Genomic DNA, 22498 nt, shown 5'->3' with positions numbered 1-22498 from the left:
TTGGCGCTAGAATGGGTTTCATGAAGATCAAAGTCGCCACCTACAACATCCACAAGGGCGTGAACTACCGCAGCAAACCGCGGGTCGTCGCGCTCAAGCAGGCCATCTCGGCCTTTGATGCAGATCTGATCTTCTTGCAGGAAGTGCAGGGCCAGCATGACCGCATCGCCGCCCGCTTTGGCGAGGAGCACCATGGCCACCGCCACTGGCCGCAAAGCAGCCAGCACGAATTCTTCGCGGGGGAGTCGCACCAGTCCGTGTACGGGCTGAACGCGCAATACGACCATGGGCACCATGGCAATGCGCTGCTGTCGCGCTTCCCCATCGCGAAATGGACGAATACGGATGTGTCCGATCATGCGTACGAGGCACGCGGCATCCTGCACTCGATCGTCGAGACGCCGCAGGGAACCATCCACTGCTACGTGATCCACCTGGGCCTGTTCGAACGCAGCCGCGTGCGGCAGGCGGAGGCATTGATCGAGGCCGTCAATTCGTCCGCACCGAACAATGAGCCGGTGATCATCGCCGGCGATTTCAACGACTGGCGCAATACTCTGAGCGCCAAACTGCGCAAGGCGTTGGGAGTGGTCGAGGTCTTCGACGAGGTCGGTTCCGGCTCCAGCCTGGGCGACCTGGTCCGTACCCTGGCGCGGAGGCAGGCATCGATCCGTCCGGCCCGCACCTTCCCATCCGCCTTGCCCTTCTTCCGCCTCGATCGCATCTATGTCCGTGGCTTCAAGGTAGAATCAGCGGAGGTCCTGCATGGCCCGATGTGGGCCAAGCTATCGGACCATGCGCCGCTGGTGGCTACTTTGAAACTCTCCTAGTGTCATGCGTCCCGTCGATTTTATCGCCGATAACGAAGTCAAACTCCTGCACTGTGGCACCGAATTCTTCCCCGACCTGATGGAAGCGATCGATGCCGCGCAGTATGACGTGTATTTCGAGACGTATATCTTCGCGGACGACGACACGGGCCATGCCGTGCTGGACGCGCTGATGCGGGCGGCGGAGAGGGGCGTTACGGTGCGCATGATCACGGACTGGTTCGGCACCGGTGCCGGCCGCGTGAAGCGGATGCATGCGCAATTGCTCGCCGCCGGGGTCGAGCACCGTATCTTCAATCCGTGGTTCAAGCGCGGCATTGCCCGCACCCACCGCAAGATCTGCGTCGTGGACCGGTGCATCGCCTTCGTTGGCGGCATCAACATCAACGACGACATGTTCTGCGACTACGACCACAATATCGCGCTGTCCGCGCCGCGCTGGGACTTCGCCGTGGCGGTCAGGGGGCCGCTGGTGGCGAACATCCACCGAGAGGCCGTCGCGCAGTGGCGGCGGCTGGGCAAGATGCCGCTGACGGAGCGGATCGGCCTGTACAACGAGATGCGGCAGGCCAACAAGGCGGCCGTCGAGAACGCGACGACGGTACAGGCCGGCTTCGTCGTGCGCGACAACTTCCGCAACCGACATACGATTCAAAAGGCTTACCTGCAGGCGCTCGGGCGCGCGAAGAAAAGCGTGCTGCTGGCAAATCCGTACTTCGCGCCGGGCCGCAAGTTCCGCCGCGCGTTGTCGCAGACAGCCCAGCGCGGCGTCGAGGTGATCCTCTTGATCGGCGTGGGCGAACACTGGCTGCAGGACGCCGTGGCGCACTCGTTCTACCCCAAGCTGCTTGCATCCGGCGTGCGCCTGGTGGAATATCACAAGACCCAGCTCCACGCGAAGGTGGCCGTGATCGACGACGAATGGGCGACGGTCGGATCCTCCAACGTGGATGGGTTGAGCCTTTTTTTGAACCAGGAAGCGAACGTCGTGATCAAGGACGCCGCCTTCGCGAGGAGCCTGCGCCGGGAGATCGAGCAGGCGATCGCGGACGGCATCGAGGTGCACGAACACGAGTACCAGCACATCGGCCGCTTCCGCCGCATCGGCTACGAGATCGCGTACGTGGTCTACCGGACGCTGATGCGCATTTTTGCAGTAGGGAAATACGCTTGATGGACACGCATGGATAACGTCAGGATCGACAAATGGCTGTGGGCGGCCCGCTTCTTCAAGACCCGCAACCTCGCGATCGCGGCGATCGACAATGGTAAAGTGAAGATCGGCGGCGACCGGGTGAAACCGGCGCGGCTCGTGAAGCTGGGCGAGAAGCTCTACATCGACAACGGCTCCGACGAGTGGGACGTGCTGGTGGTCGGTCTGTCGGACCAGCGCCAGGGCGCGCCGATCGCCCGCACGCTGTATGAGGAAAGCGAGGAATCGCTGGCCCGCCGCGCCAAGGAATCGGAACGCCGGCGCCTGTTCCACGAGCCGGCCGCGGACTTCAAGGGCCGGCCGACGAAGCGCGACCGGCGGGTGCGGGAGCGGATCGATCACGGGGAATAACTCTGGAATGAAAAGGGCTGGAAGCGCGCGCTTTCACCCCAGAAGCAAACCCTGGGGTCCGACCCGCGGGGGCTTTGCCGGGGTTTCAAGGAGCAAAGCTCCTTGCCGGCAAAGCGGCGATGGCTTGCAAGCCATCGCTCCTCCCTGACCCCGGCCTCTGCCGTTGGGTTTAAAAACGGCTGTCAACACGCGAGCGCAACGCCCGCATCAAAATAGAACGCCGACTCTAACAACTCCGTTTGACATTTATCCAGCCCTGGATAATAGTACGAGCGTTCGTAATTTTTTTCACACGAAGCATACCCGTCGAGGGAGAATAAAGTTCCTTTTTCTCCTGAAGTCGGAAGCCCAAAGTGAGTACCTTAGCCATCAATACCTCGACAAAATTCATGCGCAAGGGCGAGATGACCCGCGCTGCCATCCTGGACGTGGCATTGGACCTTGCCAGCCGAGACGGGCTGGAAGGCCTGACCATCGGCCTGTTGGCGGACCGGATGAACATGAGCAAATCGGGCGTGTTTGCCCACTTTGGTTCGCGTGAAGATTTACAGCTGGAAGTACTGAAGCTTTACCACCGCCGTTTCGAGCAGGAAGTGTTCTATCCCAGCATCAAGGAACCGCGCGGCCTGCCTCGCCTGAAGGCGATGTTCGCGCACTGGGTCAAGCGCGTGTCGATCGAGATCGCGTCCGGCTGCATCTACATCAGCGGCGCGGTCGAGTATGACGACCGGCCGGGCCCGATCCGCGAGGAGCTGGTGGCGATGGTGGGGGCATGGCAGGGCGCGTTGCTGCGGGCGGCCAAGCAGGCGATCGAATGCGGTCACCTGAAGGCGGACACGGACGCGCAACAGCTGGTGTACGAGATGTATGGCCTGATCCTGGCCGTCCATCACGACGCCCGCTTCCTGCGCATCCCCGGCGCCGTCGAGCGTGCCACGGTGGGCTTCAACCGCCTGATCGAAAACTATCAGTCTTAGCATCCGGGCCCACAAGGTCCGGCAACAATCACACTTAGCCTTTAGTCGCAGGAGATAAACATGGGTCAATACGTCGCGCCAATCCGGGATATGCACTTCGTGCTGCATGAATTGCTGAAGGTCGAAGAGCAGCTCAAGGAACTGCCGGCCCACGCCGAGACCGACGCGGACATCATCAACGCCGTGCTGGAAGAAGGTGCGAAGTTCACGTCCGAAGTGCTGTTCCCGCTGAACCACTCCGGCGACCGCGAAGGCTGCCACCACGACGCCGAGGCGAAGACCGTCACGACGCCGAAGGGCTTCAAGGAAGCGTACAAGCAGTACGTCGAAGGCGGCTGGGCCGCGCTCGCGTGCGATCCGGAATTCGGCGGCCAGGGCCTGCCGGTGGTGCTGAACAACTCGTTCTACGAGATGCTGAACTCGTCGAACCAGGCATGGACGATGTACCCGGGCCTGTCGCACGGCGCCTACGAGTGCCTGAAGGAACACGGCACCGACGAGCAGAAGCGCCTGTACCTGCCGAAGCTGGTCTCCGGCGAATGGACCGGCACGATGTGCCTGACCGAACCGCACTGCGGCACCGACCTGGGCCTGCTGCGCACGAAGGCGATCCCGAACGAAGACGGTTCCTGGACCATCACCGGCAACAAGATCTTCATCTCGGCCGGCGAGCATGACATGTCCGAGAACATCCTGCACCTGGTGCTGGCCCGCGTGCCGGACGCACCGGAAGGCTCGAAAGGCATCTCGCTGTTCCTCGTGCCGAAGTTCCTGCCGAACCAGGACGGCACCGTCGGCGAGCGCAACCCGATCTTCTGCGGCGCCATCGAAGAAAAGATGGGCATCCACGGTAACTCGACCTGCCAGATGAACCTGGACGGCGCGAAGGGCTGGATCATCGGCCAGCCGAACAAGGGCCTGAACGCGATGTTCGTGTTCATGAACGCCGCCCGCCTGGGCGTGGGCATGCAGTCGCTGGGCCTGACCGAAGTCGCCTACCAGAACGCGCTGGTGTACGCCAAGGACCGCCTGCAGATGCGCTCCCTGTCCGGCGTGAAGGCACCGGACAAGCCTGCCGACCCGATCATCGTGCACCCTGACGTGCGCCGCATGCTGCTGACCGCGAAAGCGTTCGCCGAAGGCGCCCGCGCGCTGACCAGCTACGTGGCACTGCAGATCGACCGCGAACTGAACCACCCGGACGAAGACGTGCGCAAGGAATGCGCCGACGAAGTCGCGCTGCTGACCCCGATCGTCAAGGCCTTCATCACCGATAACGGCTGGATCGCCACGTCCGAAGCGATGCAAGTGTACGGCGGCCACGGCTACATCGCCGAGTGGGGCATGGAGCAGTTCGTGCGCGACGCGCGCATCAACATGATCTACGAAGGCACGAACACCGTGCAGTCGCTGGACCTCCTGGGTCGCAAGATCCTGATGGACAACGGCTCCAAGCTGCGCAAGTTCGGCGAGAAGATCCGCGCATTCGTCGAAGAGCATGGCACCGATGAAGCGATGTCCGAATTCGTCACCCCGCTGGGCGACCTGGGCGAGAAAGTCACGAAGCTGACGATGGAAATCGGCATGAAGGCCTTCCAGAACCAGGACGAAGTGGGCGCCGCCGCCGTGCCTTACCTGCGCGTTGCCGGCCACCTGGTGTTCTCGTACTTCTTCGCGCAGATGGCCAAGATCGCGCTGGAGAAGAAGGATTCGGGCGACCGCTTCTACGAAGCCAAGCTGCAGACCGCGCGCTTCTACTTCGCCCGCCTGTACCCGGAAACGGCAATGCTGATCCGCCAGGCACGCTCGGGCGCAGCGAACCTGATGGCGCTGGACGTCGACCTGTTCTAACAGATTAAAGGACCAACACATGAGTAACTTCTCCGTGAAAAAAGTCGCCGTCCTGGGCGCCGGCGTGATGGGCGCGCAGATCGCCGCCCACTGCGTGAACGCCAAGGTGCAGGTCGTGCTGTTCGACCTGCCGGGCAAGGAAGGTACGCCGAAGAACGGCATCGTCCTGAAGGCAATCGAGAACCTGAAGAAGCTGTCGCCGGCGCCGCTGGGCGACAAGGACGACGCAGCGCTGATCCAGGTCGCGAACTACGAGGACAACCTGGACCAGCTGGCCGGCTGCGACTTGATCATCGAAGCGATCGCCGAGCGCCTGGACTGGAAGCACGACCTGTACAAGAAGGTCGCCCCGCACATCGGCGCGAACGCGATCTTCGCGTCGAACACGTCCGGCCTGCCGATCCACCAGCTGGCTGAAGGCTTCGACGCGGAGCTGAAGGCGCGCTTCTGCGGCGTGCACTTCTTCAACCCGCCGCGCTACATGCACCTGGTGGAACTGATCCCGACCGAGTCGACCCGTCCGGAAATCCTGGATCAGTTGGAAACCTTCCTGACCTCCGCGCTGGGTAAAGGTGTCGTGCGTGCGAAAGACACGCCGAACTTCATCGCCAACCGCGTCGGCATCTTCGGCATGCTGGCCACGATCCACCAGGCCGAGAAATTCGGCCTGTCCGTGGACGTCGTCGACGACCTGACGGGTGCGAAGCTGGGCCGCGCCAAGTCCGGCACGTTCCGCACGGCGGACGTCGTCGGCCTGGACACGATGGGCCACGTCATCAAGACGATGCAGGACAACCTGAAGGACGACCCGTTCGCGGCCGTCTACAAGACGCCTGACGTGCTGGCGAAGCTGATCGAGAAGGGCGCGCTGGGCCAGAAGGCCGGCGGTGGCTTCTACAAGAAGGTCGGCAAGGAGATCCAGCGCCTGGACTTCGCCACCGGCGAATATGTGCCGGGCGGCGCGAAGGCTGCGGACATCATCGGCCGCATCCTGAAGGAAAAGGATCCGGTCAAGAAATTCAAGGCGCTGCGCGAATCGACCAACCCGCAAGGCCAGTTCCTGTGGGCGATCTTCCGCGACGCGTTCCACTACATCGCCTACCACCTGGAGTCGATCGCCGATAACGCGCGCGACGTTGACTTCGCGATGCGCTGGGGCTTCGGCTGGAAAGTGGGCCCGTTCGAAACGTGGCAGGCCGCCGGCTGGAAGCAGATTGCCGAGTGGGTCAAGGAAGACATCGACGCCGGCAAGGCGCTGACGAACGCACCGCTGCCTGCCTGGGTATTCGAAGTGGCCGACAAGGGCGTGCATACGCCGGAAGGTTCGTACTCCGCCAAGTCGAAGAAGTACGTACCGCGTTCCGACCTGGCTGTCTACAAGCGCCAGGAATTCCGTGCGCCGGTCATCGGCTCCGGCGACACCGATCCGGCGAAGGCCGGCACCACGGTGTTCGAGGATGATTCCATCCGCCTGTGGCACTCCGGCGACGACGTGCTGGTGGCTTCGCTGAAGACGAAGATGCACGTGATCGGCCAGGGCGTCATCGACGGCCTGAAGCTCGGCCTGCTTGAGGCCGAGAAGAACTTCAAGGGCCTGGTGATCTGGGGTACGGATGCGGCCGAAGGCGGCGCGTTCTCCGCCGGCGCCGACCTGCAATCGGCCCTGCCGGCGTTCATGGCCGGTGGCGCGAAGGCGCTGGACCCGCTGATCCGCGACCTGCAGAACACGTTCATGGCGATGAAGTATTCGAACGTTCCGGTGGTGGCCGCTGTCGCTGGCCTGGCACTGGGCGGCGGCTGCGAAATGGCGCTGCATGCGTCGCGCCGCGTCGCGTCGATCGAGTCGTACATCGGCCTCGTGGAAGTGGGCGTGGGCCTGATCCCGGCCGGCGGCGGCCTGAAGGAAGCCGCGGCACGCGCCGCGAAGGAAGCCAAGGGCAACGACATCCTGCAATTCCTGAAGACGGGCTTCATGAACGCGGCCACCGCGAACGTGTCGAAGTCGGCTCTGGAAGCGAAGGCGATGGGCTACCTAAAGGAAGACGACGTGATCGTCTTCAACCCGTACGAACTGCTGCACGTGGCGAAAGTCACCGCACGCTCGATGTTCGACCAGGGCTACCGCGCACCGCTGCAGCGCCCGATCACCGTGACCGGCCGCTACGGCTGGGCGACGATCCGCGGCCAGCTGGTCAACATGCGCGACGGCGGCTTCATCTCCGCGCACGACTACAAGCTGGGCGACATGATCGCCGAGATCGTGTCGGGCGGCGACGTCGACCAGGGCAGCGTCGTGTCCGAGCAGTGGCTGCTGGACATGGAACGCAAGGCCTTCCTCGAACTGCTGAACAACCCGAAATCGCAGGAACGGATCATGGGCATGCTGCAGACCGGTAAGCCAGTGCGTAACTGATCGCGGACTCTTTAGGATAAAGAACATGAGCAAACAAATTCAAGACGCATACATCGTCGCCGCGACCCGCACCCCGATCGGCAAGGCACCGCGCGGCGTGTTCAACAAGACCCGTCCGGACGACCTGCTGGTGCACGCGATCCGCGGCGCCATGGCCGCCGTACCGAACCTGGACCCGGCCCTGATCGTCGACGCGATCATCGGCTGCTCGTTCCCGGAAGCGGAGCAGGGCTTCAACGTGGCGCGTAACGCCGTCGTGCTGGCCGGCCTGCCGAACACCGTCGGCGGCGTGACCGTCAACCGCTACTGCGCATCCGGCATCACCGCGCTGGCGATGGCGGCGGACCGCATCCGCGTCGGCGAAGCCGATGTGATGATCGCCGGCGGCGTCGAATCGATGTCGATGGTGCCGATGATGGGCCACCACCCGTCGATCAACATGGACACGTTCAAGGACGAAAACGTGGGTCTGGCCTACGGCATGGGCCTGACGGCCGAGAAAGTGGCGCAGCAGTGGAAGGTGTCGCGCGAAGACCAGGACGCATTCGGTCTCGAATCGCACCGCCGCGCGATCGCAGCGCAGCAGGCTGGCTACTTCAAGGACGAGATCACGCCGGTGGAAGCGATCACCCGCACGCCGGACCTGCGTACCGGCGAGGTCAAGGTGTCCAAGCGCCTGGTCGAGCTGGACGAAGGCCCGCGCGCCGATGCGTCGATGGAAGGCATGGCCAAGCTGAAGCCCGTGTTCGCCGCAAAGGGCACCGTGACGGCGGCAACGTCGTCGCAGATGTCCGACGGCGCCGGCGCGCTGCTGGTCGTCTCCGAGAAGATCCTGAAGGAACACAACCTGACGCCGCTGGCAAAGTTCACGTCGTTCGCCGTGCGTGGCGTGCCGCCGGAAATCATGGGCATCGGCCCGAAAGTGGCGATCCCCGCCGCGCTGGCCGCCGCCGGCATCACGCAGGACCAGCTGGACTGGATCGAACTGAACGAAGCCTTCGCCGCGCAGGCGCTGGCCGTGATCCGCGACCTGGGCCTGGACACGTCGAAAGTGAACCCGATGGGCGGCGCGATCGCGCTGGGCCACCCGCTGGGCGCGACCGGTGCGATCCGCGCCGCGACCGTCGTGCACGCACTGCGCCGCAACAACCTGAAGTACGGCATGGTGACGATGTGCGTCGGCGCCGGCATGGGTGCCGCGGGTATCATCGAGCGCGTGTAATGCTGTTTGCGCGCCGGTGCGCATCCTCGCACCCCAAGTGCAAACCCTGGGGTCAGACCCGACGGGTCTGACCCCGGCTTCTGCCTCCGGGTTTCGCCTGACGCTTCCGGCTCGCTAGCGTTCAAAGGGCGCCGTGGACACAATCCCCGGCGCCCTTCATCATTCAAAACAAGGAAGAGACATGGCTATCGAAGTCACCAAATCAAACGGCATCCTCACACTGGAATTCAACCGCATCGAGCGCAAGAATGCGATTACCTCCGCGATGTATCAAACGCTGGCGGACGCGCTCAACGCCGCCCAGGGCGACAACGAAGTGCGCGCGATCCTCCTGACCGGCAAGCCGGAGGTGTTTACGGCCGGGAACGACCTGGAAGACTTCATGAAGACGACGGCCACCTACACGGGCGCCTTCGCGGACCGCCCCGTGTTCCAGTTCATGCGCGCGCTGTCCGGTTCCGCCAAGCCCGTCGTGGCGGCCGTTGGCGGCCTCGCGATCGGCATCGGCACCACCTTGCTGATGCACTGCGACCTCGTGTACGCGGGCGACAGCGCGAAGTTCTCCGTGCCGTTCTCGCAGCTGGGCCTGTGCCCGGAATTCGGCTCGTCGCTGCTGATGCCGCTGGCCGGCGGCCATGCCCGCGCGGCCGAGAAGCTGATGCTGGGCGAGCCGTTCACCGCGCAGGAAGCTTACGACATGGGCATCGTGTCGAAAGTGGTCCCAGCGGCCGAGGTGCTGGAGCATGCGCGCAACCAGGCATTGAAGCTGGTCGCCCTGCCGGCGGGCTCGATCCGCACGACGAAGCGGCTGATGACGTCCACGCGCAAGGCGCAGCTGGAAGCGGTGATCGCGGAAGAGAGCAAGCTGTTCTTCGAGATGCTGCAGGGTGCGGAGGCGAAGGAGGCGTTTACGGCGTTCTTCGAGAAGCGCAAGCCGGACTTTTCGAAGTTTGCGTGATCGCAGCGTGAGCGGCACGTGCCGCTCACGGCTGTCCGCTCTCAGGCGGCGCTGGCCGCCTGCAGCAACACCTCCAGCAACGACTCATCATCATACGGCCCGTCATAGCGCTCGCCGTCGATGAAAAACGCCGGCGTCCCCTGCACGCCACTGCGCTCGCCACCAGTGAAGTCGGCGCGCACCTTGCCGGCATACGTGCGGCTGCGCAGGTCCGCGGTGAAGCGCGGCATGTCGAGGCCCAGCCGCGTCGCCAGCGTCGTGATCGTGGCGGGGCTCAGCTGGCGCTGGTGTTCGTACAGCGCGTCGTGCATCGCCCAGAACTTGCCCTGTGCACCAGCCGCCTCCGCCGCTTCGGCGGCCAGTTCCGCCATCGGGTGGATGGCGGAGAGGGGCATGTGGCGGAACACGAAGCGCAGCCGGTCGCCAAGGCTGGCGCGCACCTTCTTCAGTTCGAAGTATGCCGCGCCGCAGTACGGACATTGGAAATCGCCATACTGCACCAGCGTGACCGCGGCGCTGGCCGGCCCTTGCACATGGTCGTTGGGATTGACCGGGATCGTGAGGCTCATCGCATGCTCCTTCATGTGGATCGATGAGCAGATTTTCCCCGCTGCAGCGGTCGCGGTCTTATCCCGTCGGATGTGCCGCCGCCTGCCCGCAGGAGGGACACGCCACGCCCCGTTTCAACGCGGGCCGTCTGACTGTCACTCTCCCGATGGCGCGACCGGATCGAACGCCGCGGCAACGTCGACAATCTGGCGCCTGATCCACACATGGGCAGGGTCGCCGTGAAAGCGCCCGTGCCAGATCATCGACGGCGACAAGGGGGCGACATCGAGCGGCAGCTTCAACACCGCGAGCGGAAGCACGGCGGCAAGGCGTTCGGCCAGCCGGCCTGGCAGGGTGAGGATCATGTCGCTGTCCGCCACCAGCATCGCGCCGGCGAGGAAGTGGGGAACCTTCAGGGCGACATGGCGGGTCAGCCCCAGCGCTGAGAGAGCGACGTCGATCGCGCTTTCTCCTACTCCTGAAATGGTCACGGCGACGTGGCGCAGGGCTGCGTAGCGCTCCAGGGTGAGCCCGTCCGCTGCAGGATGACCCGCGCGCACGACACACGCAAAGCCGTCCTCGTACAGGTGGCGCCGGTGCAGGCTACCAGGCGGTGACTCGAAAACCCCCAAGGCCAGATCGACCGCTCCCTGTTCGACAAGCCGCACGTTGTCGCCGGAAGGTTGCGCGATGTGGAGACTCAGTGCCGGCGCGTGCCGCTCGAGACGGGCCATCAAACCGCCAAGGATCAGCAGGCTCAGATGATCATGCGCTGCGATTGTGATCCGGCCTGTCGCGGCGGCAGGATCGAAGACCGCGGGTGCAACGATGCGGCGCGCATCCTCGAGCAGCCTTGCCACCGGCTCGATCAGCGTCTCACCCCGCGGGGTCAATTCCAGCCCGAGCTTGCCGCGCACGACGAGGCGATCACCCAGCATCGCCCGCAACCGTCCAAGCGCGCGGCTGGCGGCCGGTTGGCTCAGCCCCAGGCGCAGGCCGGCCTGCGTGACGCTGCGCTCACGCACCAGTGCTTCGAACAGTTTCAACAGGTTTAGGTCGAGCGACGTCAAATCCACTTGGTGCATGGTCATTATGCTTTTCATGCCATTGAGAGATGTCGGATAAGCATGCACGATGAAGGTTCATCTGAACAGGAGATTCTTGCATGACCACTTCCACTCCCTATGCCGTCTTTGGCGTCTCCGGCCGTACCGGCGCGGCCACGGCCGATGCGCTGCTGCGTTCCGGTCAACCGGTGCGCGTCGTCGTGCGCGATCCCGCCAAAGGCCGTCCCTGGGCCGCGCGCGGCGCCGAGGTCGCCGTGGCTGATGCCACGGACCTGGCCGCGATGACCCGGGCGCTCGTCGACGTCCGCAGCGCCTATGTCATCAATCCACAGCACTACCATCGCGAAGACTTGTTCGAGCTGGCCGGCCTGATTGCCGACACCACGGCGCGTGCCGCCGTTGCCGCAAGCGTGCCAAGGCTTGTGGCGCTGTCGTCGGTCGGCGCCGACCGTGAAAGCGGAACGGGGTGGATCACGATGAACCGCGTGTTCGAGCAGCGTTTGGCCGCGACGGGGATCCCTACCGTTTTCCTGCGTGCGGCCTATTTCATGGAGAACTGGGCGCCGCTGGTGGCGCAGGCCATGCGCAGCGGCGTTCTGCCTACGTTCCTGGCACCGCCGCAGCGCGCCATCCCGATGGTGGCGACCGTGGATGTCGGCAGCGCGGCGGCGGCCTGGCTGCGGGATGACGGGAAGGAGAGCCGCGCTGTCAGCGTGTCCGGGCCTGCGGCGTACGCCCCGACCGATGTTGCGGCCATCGTTTCAGCGAAGCTCGGCAAGGCGGTCGACATCGCTGTCTTGCCCGAAAGCGAGTGGGCCGCGGCGCTGGCGCAGGCATCATTCTCGAAGGCCGCGCTTGCCGGGTTCACTGAAATGACGCGCGCCCTGAATCGCTCGCATATCGACATGGCCAGCGATGCAAGCGCCGTGGCATGGTCGGGAACTACCGCACTGGAAGCCGTCATCGCTCGCTTGTGCGCGCAGTCCTGATGGCAGCGGCATCGCGCTGAGTCGATGCCACGGACAAGCGATCAGCGGTGGCCCGGTGTGGCAAGATCCCCCGTGCGTGCCAGCTCCGCCAGCAGGGCCTGCACCGGGCGCGAAGCCGTCCCTGCCGGCGAGCAGACCAGGCCGAATTCGCGATGGATGGCCGGCGCCAGCGGCATCACGCGCAGGCCGCGCAGTTCCGCCGGCAGTGTCGATTCGGGCACGACGGCCACGCCGATGCCTTCGCGTACCAGCACGCATGCGCTGGCCCAGTCGCGCACCGTCACCCGCACGTCCGAGAGGTGCAGGCCTGCCTGCTGCATCAGGCGCTGCGCATTCGTGGCGCAGCCGCCGGTGGCAAGGATGAAGGGCAGCGTAGCCAGCTCCGCCAGGGAGACGCCGCTGGCGCTGGCGCGGCGCCCCAGTGGGTGACTCGTCGGCAGCACCGCGACCCACGCATCGCGCCCCAGCAGGACGGTCGCGCGGCCAGGCGCGGGATTGAGCACCACGCCCAGTTCCACGGTGCCGGCGGCCAGCCAGTCTTCCACTTCCTCGTCGGTGCCTTCCAGCGCGACGACCTCGATGCCCGGATGGCGGCGCTGGAAGTCGCGCAGCAGGCCGGGCAGCAGGGTCGACATCACGGATGGAAAACATGCGAGGCGGATGCGCCCGCCGCTCAGGCCCCGGCTGTCGTCGGCCAGCACGCGGATCGCATCGAGACGCACGAGCATCGCGCGGGCGTGCTCGATGACCTGTTCGCCCAGCGCAGTGAGGCCGATGTGCCGCCGTTCGCGGGCGAACACCTGGAAGCCCAGCATGCCTTCCAGTTGGGCGATCGCCTGGCTCGCGCCGGACTGGGTGATGCCAACGCGCGCCGCGGCCCGCGAGATATTGCCGCCATCGGCCACGGCCACCAACAGGCGCCAGTGCAGGAGGTTCATCATCGTGATCAGTAGCTCAGCTAATACCTGGGAATCGAATAGTAATTTTACAGCCCGGCTGCTGGCGAGCACACTGCCATGCCGTTCAACTTTTCCCGGAGTCTCGATGAAGCTGTATTACGCCCCCTACACCTGTTCGCTGTCGCCGCACATCGTGCTGCGTGAACTCGGCCTGCCGTTCGAGCTTGTCAGGGTGGACAACAAGACCAAGCAAATGGCCGACGGCCGCGATTTCCGCACCATCAATCCCAAGGGCTACGTGGCCGCGCTGGAACTGGATGACGGCCAAGTGCTGACGGAAGGCCCGGCCATCGTGCAGTACCTGGCCGACCTCAGGCCGGAAAGCGGCCTGGCACCGCGTGCGGGCAGCTGGGAGCGGGTGCGCCTGCAAGAGTGGCTGAACTTCGTCACCAGCGAAATCCACGCCGGCTCGGCGCCGTTGTTCAATGCCGCGCTACCCGGCGAAGCCAAGTCGTTCTTCCGCAAGAAGCTGTTCAAGCGCTTCGACTTCCTGCAGCAGACGCTGGACCGGCAGGACTACCTGACGGGCACCGCGTTCACCGTGGCCGATGCCTACCTGTTCACGGTGCTCGGCTGGTGCAAGTTCTTCGCGATCGACCTGGGCCCCTGGCCCGCGCTGCCGGCCTATGTGCAGCGGATCGGAGCGCGGCCCGCCGTGCGAGCGGCGTTGCGTGCGGAATCGCAGCCATAGCGAGCTGGCCGGCACACGCCGATCCCGCGCTTCAACGCCGGCGAAAATAACTCAGCGTCGGCCCTGTCCCCGCCAGCCGGTCGATACCGCAGCCGAACATCCGCGCCGACGCGGCCAGCACCAGTTCTTCCCCGGCGCCGGCCTCGTTCAACTGCTCCAGCGGCGTGCGCGCCAGCACCTGCACCTCCTCGGGCAGGGGCCGGCCGCCGTCGGCAAACACGCCTTCCTGCGCGGAGCCGGCGGCGGTGCGGATGCGCTGCCCCTGCCGGTACGCCGCAAAGCCCCACAGCCGCGCAACGCAGTGCAGAGCCAGCGCCATCACTTCGCCGGATGGATACAGCTTCAGCACGCGTTCGCGGAAGTCCGAGCGCAGGCTGCCCGTCACGCGCGACCACGCGTTGCCGTGGATGAGCGCCCCGGCCAGGTCCGCGTGGCAGACCAGCACGCCGCCGGGATAGGCGCCGACGAACATCGCGTCTTCCGGCGCATGCAGCGCATCCCACAACGTCACTTCGCCGACGTGCTCGTAGCGGTCCGCCGCCAGCTCGCGCTGGATGCGCCTGGCGCGGGCGGGATCGTTCGCGTGCTGTGCGCCGAAGCTGCCCGGCTGCTCCGTCGCGCAGACGGCGAACAGGTGCCAGTGCATCGGCGGCGCTCAGCCGGCGTCGCCGCCGGTGTCCTCGTCGTCCGGCACGGAGGTGTCAACTGGCGGCACGTCATGGCCCGTGCGGTGGGCGACGATGGCGTCGAGCACGATCGGGTCCAGGCCAGCGCCATGCGTGAAGTCCACGTGGGCATACAGGCGGTTGCGCATGCGCGGCTCCCAGTAGCGCTGGATGTGCATCGCGATGCCCGTATGCGCTTCCTCGCGGTCCGGGAACGACGAGAAGAACGTACCGATCTGGTTGGCCATCCTGACCAGGTGGTCGATGTTCATGCACGCACCTCCGCAAGGCCCAGTTGCGCCGTGTTGAAGCGCTCGTACTCGCGCTGCCATTCGGATGGCTGGCGCACCGGCATCACCTGCACGGCCGTCACCTTGTACTCGGGGCAGTTGGTGGCCCAGTCGGAGTTCTCCGTCGTGATCACGTTGGCGCCCGATTCGGGGAAGTGGAACGTCGTGTAGACGACGCCCGGCTGCATCCGCTCCGTCACCAGCGCGCGCAGCACCGTCTCGCCGGCGCGGCTCTGGATGCCGACCCAGTCGCCATCGGCGATGCCCCGTTCCTGCGCATCGTGCGGGTGGATCTCCAGCCGGTCCTCCGCGTGCCAGCGGACGTTTTCCGTGCGGCGCGTCTGCGCACCCACGTTGTACTGCGACAGGATGCGCCCCGTCGTCAGAACCAGCGGATACTTGCGCGTCACCTTTTCGCTGGTGGCCACGTACTGCGTGATGATGAAACGGCCCTTGCCACGCACGAACTCGTTGATGTGCATCGTCGGCGTGCCTTCCGGTGCCGCGTCGTTGCACGGCCACTGGATGCTGCCCAGCTGCTCCAGCCGCGCATAGCTGACGCCCGCGAACGTCGGGGTCAGTTGCGCGATCTCGTCCATGATCTCGGCCGGGTGTCGATAATTCATCGGGTAGCCCAGGCGGTTCGACAGCGCCATCGTGACTTCCCAGTCCGCCATGCCGGCACGCGGCGGCATCACCTTGCGCACGCGCGAGATGCGGCGTTCGGCGTTCGTGAACGTGCCGTCCTTCTCCAGGAACGACGAGCCGGGCAGCAGCACGTGCGCATACTTGGCCGTCTCGTTCAGGAAGATGTCCTGCACCACGATGCACTCCATCGCCGACAGCGCCGCCGTCACGTGCTGCGTGTTCGGGTCGGATTGCACGATGTCCTCGCCCTGGCAGTACAGGCCCATGAAGCTGCCGTCCAGCGCCGCCTCGAACATGTTGGGAATGCGCAGGCCCGGTTCCGGCTGCAGCGGCACGCCCCACGCCTGTTCGAACATGCCGCGGACGGTGCCGTCCGAGACGTGCCGGTATCCCGGCAGCTCATGCGGGAACGAGCCGATGTCGCACGAACCCTGCACATTGTTCTGACCCCGCAGCGGATTGACGCCCACGCCTTCGCGGCCCACGTTCCCCGTCGCCATCGCCAGGTTCGCGATCGCCATCACGGCCGTCGAGCCCTGTGCATGTTCCGTCACGCCCAGGCCGTAGTAGATCGCCGCATTGCCGCCGGTCGCATACAGCCGGGCGGCCGCGCGAACCTGCTGGGCCGGCACGCCGGTTGCCTCTTCCGTCACTTCCGGTGAATTCTCCGGCCGCGCCACGAACTCGCGCCACTGGGAAAATGCCCGTTCCTCGCAACGCTCGGCGATGAACTCCTCGGCCAGCAAGCCTTCGGTGACGATCACGTGGGCCAGCGCCGACAGGATGGCCACATTGGTGCCCGGCCGTAGCTGCAGATGGTGGTCGGCCCGCACGTGCGGTGCCTCGACGAGGTCGATGCGGCGCGGGTCGATGACGATCAGACGCGCGCCCTGGCGCAGCCGGCGCTTCATCCTCGAGCCGAACACGGGGTGGCCGTCCGTCGGATTCGCGCCGATCACCAGTACCACGTCCGTGTGCTCGATCGACTTGAAGCTTTGCGTGCCGGCCGATTCGCCCAGCGTCTGCTTCAGGCCATAGCCGGTAGGCGAGTGGCATACGCGGGCGCACGTGTCGACGTTGTTGTTGCCGAACGCGGCGCGCACGAGCTTCTGCACCAGATAGCCTTCCTCGTTCGTGCAGCGCGACGACACGATGCCGCCGATCGCATCGCGGCCATGCTTGGCCTGGATGCGGCGGAACTCGGAGGCCGCGTAATCGAGCGCCTCGTCCCACGACACCTCACGCCATGGATCGGTGATCTTCGCGCGGATCATCGGCTTCGTGATGCGGTCCTTGTGCGTCGCATAGCCCCACGCGAAGCGGCCCTTCACGCAAGCGTGGCCTTCGTTCGCCTTGCCGTCCTTCGCGGGCACCATCCGCACCACTTCATTGCCCTTCATCTCCGCGTTCAGCGAGCAGCCGACGCCGCAATAGGCGCACGTCGTCGTTACCTTGTGCTCGGCCTGGCCCAGCCAGATGACGGTGTTCTCCTGCAGCGTGGCGGTGGGGCAGGCTTCGACGCAGGCGCCGCACGATACGCATTCCGATGCCATGAACGGCTGGTCCTGGCCGGGCGACACGCGTGAATCGAAGCCGCGGCCGGAGATCGTCAGCGCAAACGTTCCTTGCGTTTCCTCGCAGGCGCGCACGCAGCGGTTGCAGACGATGCACTTGGACGAGTCGAACGTGAAGTACGGATTCGATTCATCCTTCTTCAGCTTCAGGTGGTTGGCGCCATCGTAGCCATAGCGCACCTCGCGCAGGCCCGTCACGCCGGCCATGTCCTGCAGTTCGCAGTTGCCGTTGGCGGGGCAGGTCAGGCAGTCGAGCGGGTGGTCCGAGATGTACAGCTCCATCACGCCCTTGCGCAGCTGCTGCAGTTTCGGCGACTGCGTGCGCACCACCATGCCTTCCTCGGCGGGCGTCGTGCACGAGGCGGGATAGCCACGCCGGCCCTCGATCTCGACGAGGCACAGCCGGCACGAGCCGAACGGCTCCAGGCTGTCCGTCGCGCACAGCTTCGGGATGTTGATGCTCGACAGTGCGGCGGCGCGCATCACGGATGTGCCGGCGGGGACGGTGACCCGCTGGCCGTCGATCGAGAGGGTGACATAGTCCGTGATGACGGCCGGTGGCGGCGTGCCCAGGTCGCGGGAAAGGATGGTTTCGATCATCGTGCTCTCCTCAGGCGGCGTGCTGACTCGTGTCAGCCTGGCCGAAGTCTTGCGGGAAGTGGTTCAGCGCGGACAGCACCGGATAAGGTGTCATGCCGCCCATCGCGCACAGCGAACCATGCAGCATCGTGTCGCACAGGTCGCGCAGCAGCACCACTTGTCGTACTGTCTCCTGCGCCGGTTGCGTGCCGGCGCGGATCTTGTCGATCACCTCGACGCCCCGCGTGGAGCCGATGCGGCATGGCGTGCACTTGCCGCACGATTCCACGGCACAGAATTCCATCGCATAGCGGGCCAGCTTCGCCATGTCCGCACGGTCGTCGTGCACGACGATGCCGCCGTGGCCCAGCACGGCCCACAGCGCGGCGAACGCCTCGTAGTCGAGCGGCGTGTCCCATTGCGACTCGGGCAGGTAGGCGCCCAGCGGTCCGCCCACTTGCACGGCCTTGATCGGACGGCCGGACGCGCTGCCGCCGCCGTAGTCGTACAGGATCTCCCGCAGCGTGACGCCGAACGCCAGCTCGATCAGGCCGCCGTGCTTGATGTTCCCGGCCAGCTGCACGGGCAACGTGCCACGCGAACGGCCCATGCCGTAGTCCTGGTAGTAGGCGGCGCCCTTGTCGAGGATGATCGGTACGGTGGCCAGCGACAGCACGTTGTTGATGACGGTCGGCTTGCCGAACAAGCCGGCCAGCGCGGGCAGCGGCGGCTTCGCGCGCACGATGCCGCGCTTGCCTTCAACGCTTTCCAGCAGCGCGGTTTCCTCGCCGCAGATGTAGGCGCCGGCACCCTTGCGTACCTCCAGCTCGAACGCGCGGCCAGAGCCCAGCACGTCGTTGCCGAGATAGCCGTGGTGGCGGGCGATCGCGATCGCCGATTCGAGCCGGGCGATCGCATGCGGGTACTCGCTGCGCACGTAGATGTAGCCGCGCGTGGCGCCCACGGCGATGCCGGCGATCGTCATCCCTTCCACCAGCACGTACGGGTCGCTTTCCATGATGATCCGGTCCGCGAACGTGCCCGAGTCGCCTTCGTCCGCATTGCAGACGATGTACTTCTCGGTGCCCGGGGCCTTGAGCACGGTGTTCCACTTGATTCCTGTCGGGAAGGCAGCACCGCCGCGGCCGCGCAGGCCGGACGACGTAACGGCGGCCACGATCTCCGCCGGCGCCATCGCCAGCGCATTGCGCAGGCCTCGGTAGCCGTCATGGGCCAGGTAATCGGCCAGCGAGCGCGGGTCGGTGATGCCGACGCGGGCAAACGTCAGCCGCTGCTGGCGCGCCAGGTAGGGGATCTGTTCGACGAGGCCCAGCGACAGCGGATGCGCTGACGCACCGGTGTGAAAGCCCGTGTCGAACAGCGCCGCGACATCGGCCGGGTCGACGGGGCCGTAGCCGACGCGGCCGGCCGGCGTCTCCACTTCGACGAGCGGCTCGAGCCACAGCAGCCCGCGGGTGCCGTTGCGCACGACGCGCACGTCGATGCCCCTTTGCGCGGCTTCGGCGGCGATCAGCGCGGCCACCTCGTCGGCCCCGACGGCCAGCGCGGCCGAATCGCAGGGAACGTGGATGCGGATCGTCATACGGCCTCCGTCGTCGTCACATCGGCGATCAGCGCATCGAAGCGGGCCGGCGTCACGCGGGCGAACACGGCTTCGTTGATCGTCAACGCCGGCGAGCTGGCGCAGAGGCCCAGGCAGTACACGGGTTCCAGCGCGAACGCGCCGTCGGCCGTGTGGCCATGCATGCCGCAACCCAGCGTGCGTTCCGCATGTGCCGCGAGTTCGTCCGCGCCCATGCTCTGGCACGCCTCGGCGCGGCAGATCTGCACCACGCAGCGGGCCGGCGGTTCGCTGCGGAAGTAGTGGTAGAACGTGATCACGCCGTGCACCTCGGCGCGCGACAGGTTGAAGTGGCGGGCGATGCCGTCGACGTGGGCGGACGGAATATAGCCGACGCTGTCCTGGATCGCGTGCAGTGCGGGGAGCAGCTGGTCTTGCCGGCCGCCGAAACGCGCGAGCGTGTCGGTGACGATGCCGTCGATGGGTGCTTGCATGGCGCCTCCTTGTGGGCCGCAGATATGCTCGTCAAAACATATGCATGCGGCGATTGTCGGTGTAAATTGTGGGTCTAAATTCAGACTAGCACCCCAGGAATGCGGCATCAATATGAAGGATTCTGCATATGCTCAAAGTTGAGATACGACCGGACTGGATCTTGCGGGACGCCCAGGGCGCGCCCACCGCGCTGCCGGCGTTGCTGGCGTTGCTGGCGGACGTCAGCGAGACCGGCAGCATCAGCGCGGCGGCGAAGAACTCGCGGATGTCGTACCGCCACGCGTGGGGGCTGCTTCAGCGCTTTTCCGAGCAGTTCGGCACGGAGCTGGTGCACAAGGTGCGGGGGCAGGGCACGGCGCTGACGCCGCTGGCGGAAAAGCTGATCTGGGCGGACCGCCGCATCGCCGCCCGATTGACGCCGCTGCTGGACAGCCTCGCCTCCGAGCTGCAGCAGGAACTGGCGCGCGTGCTGGCCGGCGATGCGCAGCGGTTGCGGCTGACGGCATCGCATGGCTTTGCCGTGGCCGCGCTGGTCGCCCAGCTGCGCGAACAGGGGCTGACGGTGGACATCCAGTACCGCAGCAGCACGGAAGCCGTGGCGGCGCTGGCACGGGGGGAGTGCGACCTGGCGGGCTTCCACCTGCCGATCGGGAAGTTCGAACAGGCCGCCGCCGCGAAGCACCGTCCGTGGCTGGACAACGAGCGGCATGCGTTCCTGCACCTGGCATCCCGCGCGCAGGGCTTGTTTGTCGCCCCCGGCAATCCGAAGGGCGTCACCGGCCTGGCCGACCTGGCGCGGCGCGACCTGCGCTTCGTGAACCGCCAGCAGGGCTCCGGCACGCGCGTGCTGCTCGAACTGCTGCTTGGTGAAGAAGGCATCGACCCCGCGTCGATCGTGGGCCACGACAGCGCGGAATTCACGCATGCCGCGGTGGCGGCGTACGTCGCCAGCGGCATGGCTGACGTCAGCTTCGGCGTCGAGACGGCGGCGCGCCGCTTCGGCCTCGACTTCATTCCCGTGTGCCGCGAGCGCTACTTCCTCGCCTGCGACAGGAGCGCGCTGGGCGAACCGCTGCTGGCCGCGGCGGCGCAGGCGATGGCGGACGATGCCTACCGCGCCGCGCTGGCCGCGTTGCCCGGTTACGACGGCACGCTGTCCGGCAAGGAGGCCGATCTCGCCACGCTGTTCTGACCTGCACGCGGCATTTGGCGATTCTTAACCGCGGTCAATGATGACCTGCGCGGGCCGTCGCTATGATCGGTTGGCAGGGGCTTGTTCAGTTTCAGGCTCAGGCGCAGAATACAAAAAACACAAGCCCAGCAAACCGAGGAGACACGGCATGAGCAAGGCACTGGAAGGCGTTCGCATTCTCGACTTCACCCACGTCCAGTCCGGACCCACCTGCACCCAGCTCCTCGCATGGTTTGGCGCGGACGTGATCAAGGTGGAGCGGGCCGGCGAGGGCGATGCCACCCGTGCCCAGTTGCGCGACATCCCCGACGTCGACAGCCTGTACTTCACGATGCTGAACCATAACAAACGCTCGATCACGCTCGATACGAAGCGCCCGGCCGGCAAGGAAGTGCTGGAGACGCTGATCCGCGATTGCGACGTGCTGGTCGAGAACTTCGCTCCCGGCGCGCTCGATCGGATGGGCTTTTCGTGGGAACGCATCCAGGAACTGAACCCGCGCATGATCGTCGCCTCCGTGAAGGGCTTCGGTCCCGGTCCGTACGAGCATTGCAAGGTGTACGAGAACGTCGCCCAGTGCGCCGGCGGCGCGGCCGCCACGACAGGCTTCGACGACGGCCCGCCGGTCGTCACCGGTGCGCAGATCGGCGACAGCGGCAGCGGCCTGCACCTGGCGCTGGGCATCGTTACGGCGCTGTACCAGCGCACCGTCAGCGGCCGCGGCCAGCGCGTGCAGACGGCGATGCAGGACGCAGTGCTGAACCTGTGCCGCGTAAAGCTGCGCGACCAGCAGCGGCTGGACCGCAACGGCGTGCTGGAAGAGTATCCGCAGTATGCCAATGGGACGTTCGGCGAGTCCGTCCCGCGCGCCGGCAACGCGTCCGGCGGCGGGCAGCCCGGCTGGATCCTGAAGTGCAAGGGCTGGGAAGACGACAGCAATGCCTACATCTACTTCATCACGCAGGCGGCCGCGTGGCCGGCGATCTGCCGCGTGATCGGCAGGGAGGCGTGGATCGACGACCCGGCGTACGCGACGCCCCGCGCCCGCCTGCCGCGGCTGATGGAGATCTTCGCGACGATCCAGGAATGGACGAAGACGCTGACGAAGTTCGAAGCGATGGACATCCTGAACAAGTACGACATCCCGTGCGGCCCGATCCTGTCGATGAAGGAGCTGGCCGAGGAACCGTCGCTGCGCGCCACTGGCACCATCGTCGAAGTGGACCACCCGGAGCGCGGGCCGTATCTGACGGTCGGCAATCCGATCAAGCTGTCCGACAGCCCCACGATCGTGACGCGCTCGCCGCTGCTGGGCGAACACACGGACGAGGTGCTGGCGCAGCTGGGCTACAGCGGCGAGCAGATCGCGCGGCTGCGCGAGGAACGCGTCATCTGACGACAGC

20 protein-coding genes are annotated in these 22498 nt (G+C 65.9%); 12 read left to right on the top strand and 8 right to left on the bottom strand.

All coding sequences use genetic code 11. The features are described 5' to 3' along the window. The first annotated feature begins 20 nt into the window (after nucleotides 1–20). The 8 genes from IP92_RS18895 (at nucleotide 21) to IP92_RS18860 (ending at nucleotide 9815) form a co-directional block, all read left to right on the top strand. Nucleotides 21–830, top strand: a complete 810-nt coding sequence (locus tag IP92_RS18895; protein ID WP_145877888.1) for an endonuclease/exonuclease/phosphatase family protein — start codon at nucleotides 21–23, stop codon at nucleotides 828–830. Nucleotides 831–834: 4 nt separating this feature from the next. Beyond that, complete coding sequence (gene clsB / locus IP92_RS18890) at nucleotides 835–2004, top strand: cardiolipin synthase ClsB (protein ID WP_145877886.1); 1170 nt, start codon at nucleotides 835–837, stop codon at nucleotides 2002–2004. A 9-nt stretch (nucleotides 2005–2013) separates the two neighbouring features. Further along, on the top strand, nucleotides 2014–2394 hold the full coding sequence (locus IP92_RS18885; RefSeq protein WP_145877884.1) for an RNA-binding S4 domain-containing protein: 381 nt from the start codon (nucleotides 2014–2016) through the stop codon (nucleotides 2392–2394). A gap of 389 nt (nucleotides 2395–2783) precedes the next feature. After that, complete coding sequence (locus IP92_RS18880) at nucleotides 2784–3371, top strand: TetR/AcrR family transcriptional regulator (protein WP_145878158.1); 588 nt, start codon at nucleotides 2784–2786, stop codon at nucleotides 3369–3371. 60 nt (nucleotides 3372–3431) lie between these two features. Beyond that, a complete protein-coding gene (locus IP92_RS18875) occupies nucleotides 3432–5222 on the top strand; it encodes an acyl-CoA dehydrogenase C-terminal domain-containing protein (RefSeq protein ID WP_145877882.1) in 1791 nt (596 codons plus the stop codon). A gap of 19 nt (nucleotides 5223–5241) precedes the next feature. Further along, nucleotides 5242–7635: a 3-hydroxyacyl-CoA dehydrogenase/enoyl-CoA hydratase family protein gene (locus IP92_RS18870; protein WP_145877880.1), complete on the top strand. Its 2394-nt coding sequence runs from the start codon at nucleotides 5242–5244 to the stop codon at nucleotides 7633–7635. A 25-nt stretch (nucleotides 7636–7660) separates the two neighbouring features. Continuing rightward, nucleotides 7661–8857 (top strand): acetyl-CoA C-acyltransferase, encoded by a 1197-nt coding sequence (locus IP92_RS18865; RefSeq protein WP_145877878.1) that lies wholly within the window; start codon nucleotides 7661–7663, stop codon nucleotides 8855–8857. A gap of 181 nt (nucleotides 8858–9038) precedes the next feature. Then, complete coding sequence (locus tag IP92_RS18860; RefSeq protein ID WP_145877875.1) at nucleotides 9039–9815, top strand: enoyl-CoA hydratase; 777 nt, start codon at nucleotides 9039–9041, stop codon at nucleotides 9813–9815. Nucleotides 9816–9856: 41 nt separating this feature from the next. Here the strand turns inward: IP92_RS18860 and IP92_RS18855 are convergent, their stop codons facing one another. Further along, complete coding sequence (locus IP92_RS18855) at nucleotides 9857–10384, bottom strand: DsbA family protein (RefSeq protein WP_145877873.1); 528 nt, start codon at nucleotides 10382–10384, stop codon at nucleotides 9857–9859. Nucleotides 10385–10519: 135 nt separating this feature from the next. Continuing rightward, nucleotides 10520–11455, bottom strand: coding sequence for a LysR substrate-binding domain-containing protein (locus IP92_RS18850; protein ID WP_229418853.1), 936 nt, complete (start codon nucleotides 11453–11455; stop codon nucleotides 10520–10522). 74 nt (nucleotides 11456–11529) lie between these two features. On the opposite strand from IP92_RS18850, the gene IP92_RS18845 reads away from it, so the two are divergent. Then, nucleotides 11530–12420, top strand: a complete 891-nt coding sequence (locus IP92_RS18845; protein ID WP_145877869.1) for an NmrA family NAD(P)-binding protein — start codon at nucleotides 11530–11532, stop codon at nucleotides 12418–12420. A 41-nt stretch (nucleotides 12421–12461) separates the two neighbouring features. On the opposite strand, the gene IP92_RS18840 is transcribed toward IP92_RS18845, so the two are convergent. Next, nucleotides 12462–13361, bottom strand: a complete 900-nt coding sequence (locus IP92_RS18840) for a LysR family transcriptional regulator (protein WP_199271797.1) — start codon at nucleotides 13359–13361, stop codon at nucleotides 12462–12464. Between the two features lie 103 nt (nucleotides 13362–13464). Between IP92_RS18840 and gstA the strand changes: the two genes are divergently transcribed. After that, nucleotides 13465–14070, top strand: coding sequence for a glutathione transferase GstA (gene gstA, locus IP92_RS18835; protein ID WP_145877867.1), 606 nt, complete (start codon nucleotides 13465–13467; stop codon nucleotides 14068–14070). Between the two features lie 31 nt (nucleotides 14071–14101). On the opposite strand, the gene IP92_RS18830 is transcribed toward gstA, so the two are convergent. The 5 genes from IP92_RS18830 to IP92_RS18810 are packed head-to-tail and all read right to left on the bottom strand — an operon-like array spanning nucleotide 14102 to nucleotide 19902. Beyond that, nucleotides 14102–14716: a DUF6928 family protein gene (locus IP92_RS18830; protein ID WP_145877865.1), complete on the bottom strand. Its 615-nt coding sequence runs from the start codon at nucleotides 14714–14716 to the stop codon at nucleotides 14102–14104. Nucleotides 14717–14725: 9 nt separating this feature from the next. Then, nucleotides 14726–15007, bottom strand: coding sequence for a formate dehydrogenase subunit delta (locus IP92_RS18825; RefSeq protein WP_145877863.1), 282 nt, complete (start codon nucleotides 15005–15007; stop codon nucleotides 14726–14728). Beyond that, nucleotides 15004–17847 carry a formate dehydrogenase subunit alpha gene (gene fdhF / locus IP92_RS18820; RefSeq protein ID WP_145877861.1) on the bottom strand — a complete coding sequence of 948 codons (2844 nt, stop codon included), beginning with the start codon at nucleotides 17845–17847 and terminating at the stop codon, nucleotides 15004–15006. The genes IP92_RS18825 and fdhF overlap by 4 nt, the downstream gene beginning before the upstream one ends. A 10-nt stretch (nucleotides 17848–17857) precedes the next feature. Further along, entirely contained in the window at nucleotides 17858–19429 is a 1572-nt protein-coding gene (locus IP92_RS18815; RefSeq protein WP_145877859.1) for a formate dehydrogenase beta subunit, read from the bottom strand. Continuing rightward, nucleotides 19426–19902 carry a formate dehydrogenase subunit gamma gene (locus IP92_RS18810; protein ID WP_145877857.1) on the bottom strand — a complete coding sequence of 159 codons (477 nt, stop codon included), beginning with the start codon at nucleotides 19900–19902 and terminating at the stop codon, nucleotides 19426–19428. Before IP92_RS18810 ends, IP92_RS18815 begins: the two co-directional genes overlap by 4 nt. Before the next feature lie 161 nt (nucleotides 19903–20063). Here IP92_RS18810 and IP92_RS18805 point away from each other — a divergent pair, with 161 nt between their 5' ends. Further along, on the top strand, nucleotides 20064–21095 hold the full coding sequence (locus IP92_RS18805) for a substrate-binding domain-containing protein (RefSeq protein ID WP_307724864.1): 1032 nt from the start codon (nucleotides 20064–20066) through the stop codon (nucleotides 21093–21095). 148 nt (nucleotides 21096–21243) lie between these two features. Further along, complete coding sequence (gene frc, locus IP92_RS18800) at nucleotides 21244–22491, top strand: formyl-CoA transferase (RefSeq protein ID WP_145877852.1); 1248 nt, start codon at nucleotides 21244–21246, stop codon at nucleotides 22489–22491. Nucleotides 22492–22498: the final 7 nt, after the last annotated feature.

It is taken from the genome of Pseudoduganella flava (genome assembly GCF_007830495.1).
Taxonomy (GTDB): Bacteria; Pseudomonadota; Gammaproteobacteria; order Burkholderiales; family Burkholderiaceae_D; genus Rugamonas; species Rugamonas flava.
The sequence above is the reverse complement of the archived record's forward strand: the minus strand, read 5'-3'. Positions and strand labels throughout refer to the sequence as shown.

What these genes read in the sequence shown, in the direction of transcription:
- IP92_RS18895 (WP_145877888.1), top strand. Translation starts at nt 21, where the DNA reads ATGAAGATCAAAGTCGCCACCTACAACATCCACAAGGGCGTGAACTAC.
- fdhF (WP_145877861.1), bottom strand. Translation starts at nt 17,847, where the DNA reads ATGATCGAAACCATCCTTTCCCGCGACCTGGGCACGCCGCCACCGGCC.
- IP92_RS18865 (WP_145877878.1), top strand. Translation starts at nt 7,661, where the DNA reads ATGAGCAAACAAATTCAAGACGCATACATCGTCGCCGCGACCCGCACC.
- IP92_RS18840 (WP_199271797.1), bottom strand. Translation starts at nt 13,361, where the DNA reads ATGATGAACCTCCTGCACTGGCGCCTGTTGGTGGCCGTGGCCGATGGC.
- IP92_RS18880 (WP_145878158.1), top strand. Translation starts at nt 2,784, where the DNA reads ATGCGCAAGGGCGAGATGACCCGCGCTGCCATCCTGGACGTGGCATTG.
- IP92_RS18855 (WP_145877873.1), bottom strand. Translation starts at nt 10,384, where the DNA reads ATGAGCCTCACGATCCCGGTCAATCCCAACGACCATGTGCAAGGGCCG.
- gstA (WP_145877867.1), top strand. Translation starts at nt 13,465, where the DNA reads ATGAAGCTGTATTACGCCCCCTACACCTGTTCGCTGTCGCCGCACATC.
- IP92_RS18845 (WP_145877869.1), top strand. Translation starts at nt 11,530, where the DNA reads ATGACCACTTCCACTCCCTATGCCGTCTTTGGCGTCTCCGGCCGTACC.
- IP92_RS18870 (WP_145877880.1), top strand. Translation starts at nt 5,242, where the DNA reads ATGAGTAACTTCTCCGTGAAAAAAGTCGCCGTCCTGGGCGCCGGCGTG.
- IP92_RS18825 (WP_145877863.1), bottom strand. Translation starts at nt 15,007, where the DNA reads ATGAACATCGACCACCTGGTCAGGATGGCCAACCAGATCGGTACGTTC.
- clsB (WP_145877886.1), top strand. Translation starts at nt 835, where the DNA reads ATGCGTCCCGTCGATTTTATCGCCGATAACGAAGTCAAACTCCTGCAC.
- IP92_RS18850 (WP_229418853.1), bottom strand. Translation starts at nt 11,455, where the DNA reads ATGACCATGCACCAAGTGGATTTGACGTCGCTCGACCTAAACCTGTTG.
- IP92_RS18885 (WP_145877884.1), top strand. Translation starts at nt 2,014, where the DNA reads ATGGATAACGTCAGGATCGACAAATGGCTGTGGGCGGCCCGCTTCTTC.
- IP92_RS18810 (WP_145877857.1), bottom strand. Translation starts at nt 19,902, where the DNA reads ATGCAAGCACCCATCGACGGCATCGTCACCGACACGCTCGCGCGTTTC.
- IP92_RS18860 (WP_145877875.1), top strand. Translation starts at nt 9,039, where the DNA reads ATGGCTATCGAAGTCACCAAATCAAACGGCATCCTCACACTGGAATTC.
- frc (WP_145877852.1), top strand. Translation starts at nt 21,244, where the DNA reads ATGAGCAAGGCACTGGAAGGCGTTCGCATTCTCGACTTCACCCACGTC.
- IP92_RS18815 (WP_145877859.1), bottom strand. Translation starts at nt 19,429, where the DNA reads ATGACGATCCGCATCCACGTTCCCTGCGATTCGGCCGCGCTGGCCGTC.
- IP92_RS18830 (WP_145877865.1), bottom strand. Translation starts at nt 14,716, where the DNA reads ATGCACTGGCACCTGTTCGCCGTCTGCGCGACGGAGCAGCCGGGCAGC.
- IP92_RS18875 (WP_145877882.1), top strand. Translation starts at nt 3,432, where the DNA reads ATGGGTCAATACGTCGCGCCAATCCGGGATATGCACTTCGTGCTGCAT.